The organism is Enterobacter cloacae complex sp. IR5441 (assembly GCF_049238215.1).
Classification (GTDB): domain Bacteria; phylum Pseudomonadota; class Gammaproteobacteria; order Enterobacterales; family Enterobacteriaceae; genus Enterobacter; species Enterobacter hormaechei_C.
In genome coordinates, this window is record NZ_JBMKIA010000058.1 from 1 (window position 1) to 11376 (window position 11376).

Consider the following 11376-nt stretch of genomic DNA (forward strand, 5'->3'; position numbering starts at 1 on the left):
GAGTATCTTCTTAAAGATTTTTTTTAACACAATCATCCCCTGATTTTTATGGTTTTCATCATATTAACCAGGGGACGACGTAAACACTACCTGCCTTTACTGAAGTTGTAGATCATGCCACCAGGCTTAAGGTGCTTCTGGATAACCTGCAACGCAGCGTTCTGCATTTCATCAGCAAGGGCACGGCCCATAGCATCACCTGAGCTGGAAGACTGAACAGTTGCAGAACCACCAGCATCAACGTTAACGGTGGTATTAATAACCGGAGCCATACCGCCACCGCCCTGGGCACGCACTCCCAACCGCCCTGCTGAATCTTTAGCTAACGGCATAATAGCTTCCGGCCCTGCTTCTCCAAAGACGCCACCTTTGGCAAACTTCGACGCCCCCTGGAACGTGAAGTATTGAGGAGAATCGTAGACGCCATTCACATACTTACTTAACCCGGATGAATCATACACGCCGCCTTTGGCATTGAACGTTACGCCAGCAGCAGCGTTCGCATATGATCCCCCTGGGGTGCTTCCGCCTTTGCTGCCACCGTTTATCCAACCCATCGCAGCCTGAACTGCATAGGCAACCAAGAGTTGATTGGTTATCTGAAGAATCATCTTCAACATAGACTTCCCGAACTCTTTAACCGAAGCGGTTCCGGTTGTCATGAGTTCGGTGAGCATGTCAGATAGACCTGTCAGTGTGGAACTGGCCACATTCTTAACGGCGTCGTAGGTGTTGGTAGCGGCATCCAGATATTCATTCCATCCAGCAACAGCCCCAGACTTCCAGTCGCCGCGCAGCTTATCCTCTTCAGAGTAATAATTTCTGAGGGCTGCCAGTTCTTTCTCATAGCCAGCATCATCAAGCTTACCACCACCGTTGAGCCAGCCTTGGCGGAGCTGAGCCTCTTCCATCATGCGCTGGCTCTGACGGCTGCTTAGGCCTGCGCTGCCTCGCAACGCTTCTGTCTTTTCCGACATCTGCGTGACGTATTTATTCGCCTGCTGCGCCAGGCCATTAATCTTCTGCTGCGCCTCTACTTCCTTGTTCTTCTGATCCACCACCTTGGCGGCGTTCAGAATGGCCTCACGGCTCGACAGTAGAGATTTCTCCTGGGCGGTCAGCGCTCGTGTTTTGGCAGCCTCATCCAATTCAGCAAAGCGAGATTGCTGTTTGCTGAATTCGGTATATCTGACCTGCGTCTCCCCAGTCTTGCGCAACGTTTCGAGTGTTTCAGTTAACGTTCTGGCCTGGGCACGGTAGTTCTCAAGAGTGCGATCGCCAGCATCCAGCGTGGCTTTTGCCTCTTTGGTCTTTTTGGCTGAGTCTTGTGCAAGCTTCGAGACTGCGTCTCTTGATTCTCGACTTGTTCCGCCATCACCTTTTACGTTAGACCCTCGCGCTTCAGCCTCATAGTTTGCCTGTGCGTTAGGCGCAGTGACGCGCTTCCAAAGCTCGTTATAGCGTTTTTTGTTCGCCTCAATCTCTTTGTCCGCTTCCGCTCCAGCCTTTTTCATTGCCTCAACGTCCATGCCGAGGAAATTAGCCAGCGCACCGCCACCCGGGATTTTGTCTTCCCAGCCAGCGATGGTGCTGGTGAACTTGGCGTCCAGAGAGGTGATATTGAGGAACAAGTCTTTGATCGAGGACTTAACCAGTTCGAAGATATCGATGATCTGGTTTCCCCAGGCGCGCACGGTAACCCCGATTTGACCGAAAATGTCGGAGGAGAAAGCTTTAATCCCGTTCCACGCCTGCCCGATATTATCGGTGGCCTCTACAATTTTATTACTGCGATCCTCCATGGTGTCGGCAAAAAGCCTTATAGCTTCGTTTGCCGCTGCTGTTTTCCCCTTCGTTTTCTCCAGGGTAATGAGGTGCTTCATCATGGCTTCATCAACAAAGCCATATTGCTGGTTCAAGCTCGCCAGGGCTTTAATAGGATCGTTTGCCAGTCGTGAAAAATCCGCCAGCGCAGCCTTCGTATCCAGCCCTGCATCACCCATAGCCAGAATGGATTTGGCAATTTTGGTCATCTGGTCGGCGGTATACTTCCCGGTGTCGTTTAGTTGGACCAGGGTATCAACAGACTCAGCCAAAGAAGCACCAGCGTTATCAGCAACATCCTTTGCCGCGTCGTTCAGTTGCTGCATGGAGGAAAAGCCAGCCCCGCCCATCAAAATGAGCGATCTGGCAACATTGTCGAACTGCTGGGATGAACTGTAGGCAGCCCCAGCCAGAAGAGCCAGCAAACCCACCGAGCCAGCAATCGCAAGGTTAAAGGTATTTAACAGGCCACCCGCCCGCCCCAGCTTCTCCGCTGCCTCACTGGTGTTGTTAAGTCCTTCAGCAGCGTCACTTATGCCTGCTGCCGACTCGGATGTTTCTCTGCTCTCTTCGTTAAACCCAAACAATGCGTCCCGCAAAGCCTGGAGCATTGGGCCTAATCCACCAAAAGAATCCTTAATTTGCCCGCCTTGCTGGAGCAAGATCAGGAAAGGGGATTGGCCTCCAGCCAACTGTGTCGCGATATCGGTGAACTGCGCCGGCAGAGTGCGCAGCGCGGCGCTGTACTGGCCAACGGAAATTCCAGCACGCCGGGCAGCAGCTTCCTGCCGGGATAGCGCCTCTGGCAGTACGTCAGCGACACCAGAGAGGCGCTCACGCGTCTGGTTAAGGATTGTGTTGAAGTGCTCGAACTGCGCGCCGTTAATGCGCCCTGCTTCGAAATGGGCTACCAGCTGTGCGTGCTGTTCATCCAGTGAATTAAACGCACGAATCGTCGGGTCGATGGAACCCAGCAGGTTCTTTAACGCTGCGGACTGCTTCTCTGCCGCCTGGGTAGCGGCTAATTCGGCCTGAGCGCGCGCCGCGGCTTCTCCGGTGTCGGTCAGCTTGAGACGGGTGTCGTCCAGGATTTTGTTGTAAGCCTGAAAGGTCTCGGTATCCAGGAAACCTTTGGCCTGAAATTTCCGCAGTGATTCTTGCTGCTCATCCAGGCGGTTTAAGGCCTTGGTAACCGGGTCGATATTCTCCAGCAGCCCTTTGAGCGCGTTCTGCTGCTCCTTGAGCCCTTCACTTCCTTGCTTCGCAGATTCAGCGCCAGCGCGAAACACGCTATTCAGATCATCTGCTTTATCTACAGCACCGGCCGCCGCCTGGCCGAGTTTATCCAGTTCGTTGCTGGCTGTTTTCAGGTCAGAAACATCGGCCCGCAAAGTAATCGAGGCGATCTGGTCTGTCATTATTTCGTCTCCTTATGCATTACCTTGAGAGCCTCGCTTTCCATAATTTGAAGGTCAGCCATGCAGGCCGCCGCATCCTCAACCCCGTGTAACTCGAACATCCAGGGGAGAACGTTGTAATCAAGGCCGGTCGCCCCGCTCGCGCCGACTCGCCACTGGGTCGCCAGGGAAGAGAAGATGGTGAAGGACCGCCACACCGAGGGCAGGATCCCCACCTCTTCCTCCACGTCCTCAGGCGTCAAACCAAAAGCGCTCAGCTCCGCGAGAGTCGGCCCCGGCGTGTACAACGCTGCGGCGACCTGCCTCAGTTTTTTTCGCGAATCCCCATCAGCTCTTTGGTGTACGCCATGCCGATGCTGTCAAAAGCACGCGGATAGTTTTGCAGGAGAACAATAACGTTTTCGCGGGTAAACTCGTCAGGAAGAGCCCATCCTTCGACAATTTCCATGAGATAGTCAGCTTGCGGCTCGATAACAGCCTTTTTACCTTCCGCAGCCTTTTGCATCTTCGCATCCATGGAACGCAGCTCTTCAAGCGTTTTATGGCGGAAGGTGAACGTCAGCTTGCCGTCTTCGGCACCAGCGCGTGGAATGCTGGCGGTCACGGAAAACGTAGGGTTTGGGATCAGAGAAAATTTGGTCATTTCGGTTCCTTAGAAAAGAAAAACCCGCCGTAGCGGGTTGAATATTCGAGTGCGTGATGGGGGTGTTATCGTTTGTACAGCAGACCGCCTGGCTTCAGCGCATTGCGAAGAGCATCGTTCACCGCATCGTGCACCGCCTGTTGCAGAACAGCGATTGAAGCTGTCTGTGCATCAACACTTGCCTGACCGATGCTCATTCCAGCTGCGTACCGTTTGCCACCAAAATCCACGTTCATCTTCACGCTATAGTTCGTAGACAATGTGCCATTGCCGATCAGCGCCTCGTGGATGTAAGCCTTGCCGGTTTTATCAACAAACCAGCCACCTTTAAGGCCATGAAGTGCGCAGCTGTTACGGATCTCTTCGTCCAGCGCCTCAATAATCTCTTCGGTATCGACAGAAGAAACCCCTTCGATCCAGTCACTGGCTCGCCAATCTCTTGCTGAGCCATCCTGCTCAACTGGACGCAGGCGCAGTTGCAATCGCTCACCTGCTTTGAGACCGGAAATAAGGTAGTTGATAGCAGGCCAATGGATGAGTTCTTTCACAAGTCGGCCATCTTCATGAAGGTATTGCAGCTCCAGCCACAAGCAGCTAACCGGCCATTTCCATTCGACGTTCACACCAAAAGGTTTGGGAGTGGTTTTTACGTAAGGGACGATTGAAGGTTCTGACATTTTAATTTTCCTTTTAGACGTGAGCCTGTCGCACGGCAAAGCCGCCGAAAGTTAACGGTTTGCCCAGGCTCACAGCTGAAAGACTTTCTTTGATGTGCGCGTGCGATGCGCATAAAAAAGCCCGGCGTACCGGGCCAGATTGGTTAGTTGACCGTGACAGTGCACGCAGCCGAAGTGATGGTTTTGCCCGCCGCGTCAGTGACTTCGCAGGTGTAAGAGCCAGCATCACCGGATGCCACAGATGGAATGTTGAACGTCGATGCGGTCTTGCCCGGGATAGCAGTGCTGCCTTTCTTCCAAACGTAGGTGTATGGTGCTGAGCCACCCTTCATTACCACTGCCAGATCCAGCGCTGCACCTGTGGCAACCGACTTGGTGGCCGGCAGGTCAGTCAGGAACGCCAGAGGCGTCACGGATGAATCGGCGATCGGGTAAATCTGCATGTCCGATTCGAAGTTCATGCGCGCCTCGTTACTTTCCACGGCGTTGATTTCCGTGCGCGGCACGCGCTGGAACGATACTTTGGCTGAGTAGAAACGATCGGCTTTGCCGCGTGGATTATGGAACCAGATCGCCGTGGTGTCGCTGGAGTCATCCAGGTCGATAAGGCGTTTGTAGATCGCCAGTTGAGGGTCATGCGCAAAGGTGTAAACCTGAACCACCGCGTTTTTAAACGTTGGAATGGTGCGCGCTTTGTCATCTTCCAGGAACTGCACGCTGATGGTCTGCTGGTCACCACCTTCAGTCGATAATGTCATCACCTGAGGCATGGTGATCCATGAGTCGATTTTACGCAGCGTGCCCGCGCCAGTGCCTGCCGGGAATTTGGTGGTGTCGGTAGTATCGAATGCTTCCAGCACGATTTTATTACTGGTCACCGATTTTACGCGCAGCACCATGTTATCGAGCTTTAACCAGCCGGAACTCACCTGAACTACGTCACCGGCCAGAATGCCGGAGGCCGATGCAACGGTCAGTTCGCATTCCGTCGCGTTAGAGGCTGCGGTAAAGGTGATTGGGGCTTGATAGGCCTTGGCCACGTTCACACGCGAGCCGTTAGGGATTGCGAATGCCATAGCACTCTCCTGAATTTAGGTAATAAAAAACCCGCCGGTAGGCGGGTCAGTAGTCAGCGCGATACTGCATGCTGACGGGGATGGTGTAGGTTATGGAACCACTGGAACCGTTGGGCGCCGAGGTTGGCCGGTCCTGGATGGGTTGTCTGACCTGCGGCGGCCCGTTGATGTAAACCGTCAGTTCACCGTCCACCAGCGGCAGTCCTTCAGGGAATGCATCTACCACCGACTGAGCCAGCCCTCTCGCCTGAGTCACTCCTGAGCCTGCGGGAGTAATGATGTTTACCTGTAATATCCCCTGATAGGTACGCATCAGACCTTCTATGTCCTGACCTACAGTTTGTGCAGGTAAAACATAAACACGGGCGTATGGCGCATCCGGTGGATCGAATACGATATTCGGCCAGGCGATCGGCAAGCCGAGAGAGGCCGAGATTATGGCTACCCGGCTCTCCAGCAGGTCAGCTATTCGCATGGACTGATCACCGACCATTGCGTACCTCGCTCATTGCCTCTCGGAAATATTGGGCAGCATCCAATGCTGTCAGTCCGACCATGCCGCCGGGCGCCTGATTCGAATGACCATTCTCCAGCGCCTGGGCATATGGCAGGTTATTGGTAAAGTAAATCGAGTTCACCTGCCCCACCCGGAACACTTCGAGCACCGCCAGCCCGCGGGAGTTAGAACCCTGCCCGGAAGCATCTGGGGTATCGTTCGTCGCTGTAGGCTGGCTGTCGAGCCCCACATACCAGTTATTTTTGAATCGCCCGCCGACATAACCCTCTGGCTTTTTGATGTCCATCGAATCGTTGACACGCAGGCCTCGCCTGAGCCGCCCTGCTTTAGTAAGGTTGGCCGGATCATCACGTAGCGCCGCGTTATGCTCCCGTACCGCCGTGTTGTAAGCCGATGCCGTCTGGTTCACCTGCCAGAGATCGGGATTACCAATCGGTGACATTTCCACCAGCCGACCGAGTATTTTGATACCTGTCCTACGCACCACCTCGTCCATATCCTGCTTTGAGCTATCCACGAATAACTGAATGGCAGCCAGGAACGGCTGATTTACGGAACTGGACATATCAGGTCCTTAGCTGGATGTTATAGGAAATCAGCACATCTGCGGGCTTAACCGGATTCGGCTGAACCACGCGCCACTTTTTGCCGTCGATATCAATGAGGTCGCCAATGCGCACTTCCGTTTCAAACGTGGCCGCCAATTTTTTATCGCCCGTAGCAATTAGTGAACCGTCGATTTCACGCGTGGAGTATTCGGTGATAACGCCGGTAACGGTCGCTGTAATAGGCTCGGTGATAACCTCTTTCCCGTACTGATCGCGGGTGATGGTTCCGCCGCGAGTCAGTTGGTAGGCTTTGCCGTTCTCCGTCAGCAGCCGCGTTGCCGTGGCGCGCATCCGGCGATAGTCGATTGCCATGCTACCCCCTTTCGATCCGGACCTGGTTGCCGCCCACCACAAGCCCGCGCAGCGAGGAATAGAACCAGGGGAATGAAGGAGTGGCCTTATTCGTTCCCGGCTCGTACTGCACAGAGACGGCCCCCTGTACGCTCTCAGCTATGACCGCGCCGCCACCGGAGACCGACGGCGTGAGGTCAATCTCCTGCGACTCAATAGCCAGGCGGCATTGGGCATCAATCAGGCGCTGTGGAATAGCATCATCCTGCAGGTCCACACCATCGAAGCGTACGCCTGAGCGAGGCCAGGATAGAGGCTGAGATGCGCTGGAGCGCTGACCACGCCAGGTCCTTCCTTCCAGAAAGTCCATTGCCTGCATTAGCATCTGGCCGCACTCACCATCATCTGCAGGAATGCTATATCCGCGCCCGGCGGCAAATGCCCGCAGGTCTGACACGCTGGCGTAGCTGTTGAAGTCTGGAGAGTTGGGATCGGCAACCAGCATGGTTATTCCTCCAGACGCCAGTCCAGCGCCAGCCAGTTATCCACTTCAGCAGGGTGAACATCAGCGCGCAGCGGACCGCCTGGGAACTCTGGGATATCACGCACCATGACCACCAGCTCAATACCTGGCTGTTCCTGCTGCTGTTCCTGCTGCTGTTCCTGCTGCTGTTCCTGCTGGGCAGGGTTATTATCAGCGGCCTGCTGAGCTGCAAGCTTTTCCGCTTCACGCTGAGCGCGCTGTTCTCTGGTTAATCCGGCCATTGAGCCTCCTGAATAACAAAGGGGCCGAAGCCCCCTGGGTTAACCCATGATGATGGCGGAATGACGTGGCGCCACAGCAGCCACACCCCATGCCAGACCAACTTCATAACGCACCTGACGGTACTGGCGGTACAGCGCAACCTGGAAGGTGATGCCAGATACCGGGTCGGTCACATTCATGACGTCATCAGCAGTATCGCCACCTTCAGGCATCGCCGGGGTACGGCTGGCCAGCAGGAATGCCCCACGGTCAAACGCCATGTTCGGGGTGAACTCACTGAGTACGGTGACGGCCGTCTCGTCTGCCAGGTCTTGACGCAGGCCCGGTGAGCTGATGGTGATGCTGGAGGACGTGGCCGCAACGACCAGATACTGGTTGTCGTCACCATCGAACTTCACCGCGGTACCAACCGCAATACCACCAGTTCCGGCGGAGATGGCAATAATGATATCGCCTTCTTTTTTCGCACCGTTGACCTTATAGCCCGCTGCGGTGCTCTTCGCGGTGCGCTTGATGCTGAACGACTCATGGAGATTGAAGCCCATGATGCGACCGATAACGCCTTCACGCAGCAACTGGTCGGTTCCTGCTTCATTCGCTTTGAAGAGGACGGCCTGTTTACCGCGGATGGACGCCATCGCTTCGCCGCCAAGCACCATACGTAAATCGGTAGTTGGCGCGCCGTTATCCGTCAGAATCTGACGGGCCAGTGCAGCATCAGACAAATCGTCTTTAACACTGAACGGGGTATCTTTCGGCGTACCAACTGCGCGCGAGGAGTTGAAGTACAGCGCGGCCAGATCAGCATCAACTTCGTTGGCAAGAGCACGAAAAGCCTGTTTGAACTGATCTGCCAGAATGGTGTTGTAGGTTCCTGCTGGGCCAAGCGCCAGCTGCTCTTCACCATTCCATTTCACTGGGGCCATTTTGGATTTGGTAATTTTTACATCCACACCGCCGATAGTCTGATCACCTGAATTAGGTGCAGACGGCCCTGGAACGATATCCTCAGTGGTGGCCGGAGGCGCGACTGGTGCACGCACAGTCTGGTCTTTAGCAGCTGCATCTGCTTTCGCGTCACGCGCCACCGCAGGAATAAAACCAGTTTGCTCGCGGGACACTACATCCAGCGCGGTATAGATGGTCGGGATCAGACCAGTAAGGGTATTTCCTGCCATTTATGGCTCCTTTCGATTTAATCGACGATGCTGACGCCGTCTTTCAGCGCTGCTTGCTTGCCAGCGTTATCCAGGGAATCAAACGCACCGCGTTTCATGGTTTTTTGCCCGGCCTGATGCTGCGACTGGTGAGAACCGCCGCCGCTATTACCGGACGCTTTGAGGATGTAATCTTTCTGCGGATGCGACTCGACCAGAGACTCCAGCGCTTCATCGAAGCTGGCCAGCTCGCCGGGCTTGGTGCGGGAGAACACCTTGTTGCCCTGCCCGTCGTACGCCACGACTTTGCCGTCTTCGATTTTGAAGTTCTGACCGAAGTGGGAACGCACGAACTCAGCCGGGATCGCCATCTTCTCGGAGATGAACTTCGAACCACCGAATCGGCCGCCGATCATCTCGTCGTAGAGCTGGGTTTCCAGCTGCTTGGTCTTGCCGTTCGCTTCATCCAGCTGCTGCTGGAATACCTTGGTAATCTCAGCCTTAACCTGGTCAACAGCGCCAGCGTCGATCAGTTTTTTCTGGTCGATTTTGGTCATCATCTCCAGGGCTTCGAGCGCCTTGGTCGGATCGGTGATGCCAGAGAATTTCGCGAGACTGGCTTCCGCCGCCTCCTTCGCTTCACGGTGAGTTTTAGCTTCACCATTCAGGGAGGTGATTTTGGTCATCGCTGCGGCTGCGTCGAACGGGATTTCTTTGCCATCATCATGGATGTACACAGGCATACCGTTTTCAACGACCACATTTCCGTTAGCATCAAGTTTCAGTTTCATTGTTTTTGCTCCAGCCTTCCGGCCATTGGTAATAGGTCATCCGACCCGGTCACCGCGTCGCATCCGCTCAGCGGCAGGCATAAAAAAGGCCACCCGAAGGCAGCCTGTTAGATAAATTCGACGGTTATTACGCCGCGCAGTTTGCGGGTATAGACTTCATCGCGCTTTCGCTTGTGAATCCGCAGCGGGTGTGGATGGATGCAGGCTATACCTCGCTTAACGTCAGCCCATACACAGCTCTTAACTTCGTTGCCATTAACGAACACCCGTCGCTTGCCACGCCCATCGCCCACACAGTGAAAATCGTCGTTACGCATCTGCTATTCCTCAAACGCCGACGCATCCACGCGGCGCAGTTCGTCCAGGGTAAGAAACTCCCCGGCATCATTGAACATCTCCGGCACCGTGATTTTGCCGTCACGTAGCATCATGGCGCGGGTGACGCCCAGCACCTGCTCCTGCCGTGCGTACGGTTGCCGGGTAAGCCAATCGGCATAGCTGGTATGCGCTGGTACCTGCCCATCCATCGAGGCGCGTGTAGCGCTGCTCAGTTCGCCTGAGGCTATCTGCAACTCCTCCCACGATTTGGTAATCAGGATTTCACCGGAGCGACAGCAGAAGTGAATTTTGCCGGGACCGCGCAGATACGGCACCACATGGCCCAGCGGCTTGCCGTCGAGGGTGTAGAGCTTGCGGTCGCGGATAATGCACCACTGGCTGGTATGTGTATCCAGCGTGGACGACCACTGTTTGGCCTTCACGATATCGCTGTTGGCCTGTGCGAACTCCTGGCGCGCCGTGGCGGCCATGTGATTCACAGCGGTGCGGGTCACCACCGCCAGGTCGCGCCGGGATGCGTTGATCACCCCGTCTTCACGGTTGAGTTTTGGCGTGCCAGCAGCGCGCCGGACAATCTGTTCTACCGTCTCGCCCTGGAGGAAACCGGAGCGCACAGCATTTGTGATTTTGTCCAGCCGGTCGGCTTCAAGCTTCTGGCCCCACTCCTTCAGCAATCTCCCCTGGAATGGCTGCGCTGCTGCTGCGGCGTAGACCTGCTCAGGTGCGATGCTTTGCAACGGCACATGCTTAAGGATCTGCTTCGGGATGATACTGCTGAACAGGTCCAGCTGATACCCGGCCTCATATTCAACGTAGCGCGTCAGTTCACGTGCCAGCGCAGCATTCACCGGTTCATAGGCCTGTTGATTCAGGTCGCGCACACCAGCCAGCAGCGAAGCCAGGCGGCGAGCGCTGTAGGTGTCAGCGCGCTTACCCTCCAGCAGAACAAGCAGTCGGGCAGCCAGTTCAGCATCCATCCTGTTAAGCAGCGTCACCATTCGTCGGGCAACGCCCGTACCGTAGCGCGTCACGTAAAGTCCGTGAGCTATGGTCTCGTCCTGCAACCTGTCGTTTACCGAACGAGCCATATCACACCTCGCCAGGTGGCGGTTCAGTTAAAGATGCTGACTCAGCAAGCAACTCGCTCAGAACCACATCGGGATCCGCGTCGGCATCAATCAGGTTGAGTTTTTGCAGGGCTTTGATTGCATCGATACGGCGAAGGTCACCGCCCTGGCGCAGCGACTGAATGGCCATCGCCGCTGGTGG

14 protein-coding genes and 1 pseudogene are annotated in these 11376 nt (G+C 55.3%); all 15 read right to left on the reverse strand.

Going from position 1 to position 11376, the window contains the following annotated elements; genetic code table 11:
- Positions 1 to 86: 86 nt before the first annotated feature.
- Positions 87 to 3242, reverse strand: a complete 3156-nt coding sequence (locus tag ACOTX5_RS25335; protein WP_126508916.1) for a phage tail tape measure protein — start codon at positions 3240 to 3242, stop codon at positions 87 to 89.
- Positions 3242 to 3529 (reverse strand): DUF1799 domain-containing protein, encoded by a 288-nt coding sequence (locus ACOTX5_RS25340; RefSeq protein WP_016247126.1) that lies wholly within the window; start codon positions 3527 to 3529, stop codon positions 3242 to 3244. The genes ACOTX5_RS25335 and ACOTX5_RS25340 overlap by 1 nt, the downstream gene beginning before the upstream one ends.
- Before the next feature lie 17 nt (positions 3530 to 3546).
- Positions 3547 to 3885, reverse strand: a complete 339-nt coding sequence (locus ACOTX5_RS25345) for a phage tail assembly chaperone (protein ID WP_016042143.1) — start codon at positions 3883 to 3885, stop codon at positions 3547 to 3549.
- A gap of 65 nt (positions 3886 to 3950) precedes the next feature.
- Positions 3951 to 4562, reverse strand: coding sequence for a phage tail tip fiber protein (locus ACOTX5_RS25350; RefSeq protein ID WP_047642177.1), 612 nt, complete (start codon positions 4560 to 4562; stop codon positions 3951 to 3953).
- A gap of 143 nt (positions 4563 to 4705) precedes the next feature.
- Entirely contained in the window at positions 4706 to 5638 is a 933-nt protein-coding gene (locus ACOTX5_RS25355; RefSeq protein ID WP_047642178.1) for a phage tail tube protein, read from the reverse strand.
- A gap of 46 nt (positions 5639 to 5684) precedes the next feature.
- The gene (locus ACOTX5_RS25360) at positions 5685 to 6113 is read right to left on the reverse strand and encodes a phage tail terminator-like protein (protein WP_230020175.1); all 429 of its coding nucleotides are present in this window, start codon (positions 6111 to 6113) and stop codon (positions 5685 to 5687) included.
- A gap of 7 nt (positions 6114 to 6120) precedes the next feature.
- Positions 6121 to 6720: a hypothetical protein gene (locus tag ACOTX5_RS25365; RefSeq protein WP_126508915.1), complete on the reverse strand. Its 600-nt coding sequence runs from the start codon at positions 6718 to 6720 to the stop codon at positions 6121 to 6123.
- Between the two features lies 1 nt (position 6721).
- The gene (locus ACOTX5_RS25370) at positions 6722 to 7075 is read right to left on the reverse strand and encodes a hypothetical protein (protein ID WP_039270143.1); all 354 of its coding nucleotides are present in this window, start codon (positions 7073 to 7075) and stop codon (positions 6722 to 6724) included.
- 1 nt (position 7076) lies between these two features.
- Positions 7077 to 7559 (reverse strand): DnaT-like ssDNA-binding protein, encoded by a 483-nt coding sequence (locus ACOTX5_RS25375; RefSeq protein WP_112018305.1) that lies wholly within the window; start codon positions 7557 to 7559, stop codon positions 7077 to 7079.
- A gap of 2 nt (positions 7560 to 7561) precedes the next feature.
- Entirely contained in the window at positions 7562 to 7819 is a 258-nt protein-coding gene (locus ACOTX5_RS25380; RefSeq protein ID WP_126508914.1) for a hypothetical protein, read from the reverse strand.
- Positions 7820 to 7858: 39 nt separating this feature from the next.
- Positions 7859 to 8998, reverse strand: coding sequence for a P22 phage major capsid protein family protein (locus tag ACOTX5_RS25385; protein ID WP_126508913.1), 1140 nt, complete (start codon positions 8996 to 8998; stop codon positions 7859 to 7861).
- A gap of 17 nt (positions 8999 to 9015) precedes the next feature.
- Positions 9016 to 9768, reverse strand: coding sequence for a DUF6651 domain-containing protein (locus ACOTX5_RS25390; RefSeq protein WP_139003227.1), 753 nt, complete (start codon positions 9766 to 9768; stop codon positions 9016 to 9018).
- A 107-nt stretch (positions 9769 to 9875) separates the two neighbouring features.
- On the reverse strand, positions 9876 to 10085 hold the full coding sequence (locus ACOTX5_RS25395; RefSeq protein WP_039270133.1) for a hypothetical protein: 210 nt from the start codon (positions 10083 to 10085) through the stop codon (positions 9876 to 9878).
- A gap of 3 nt (positions 10086 to 10088) precedes the next feature.
- Positions 10089 to 11195: a hypothetical protein gene (locus tag ACOTX5_RS25400; protein WP_126508911.1), complete on the reverse strand. Its 1107-nt coding sequence runs from the start codon at positions 11193 to 11195 to the stop codon at positions 10089 to 10091.
- A 1-nt stretch (position 11196) separates the two neighbouring features.
- Positions 11197 to 11376, reverse strand: a pseudogene (locus ACOTX5_RS25405) (DNA-binding protein); the annotation flags it as partial.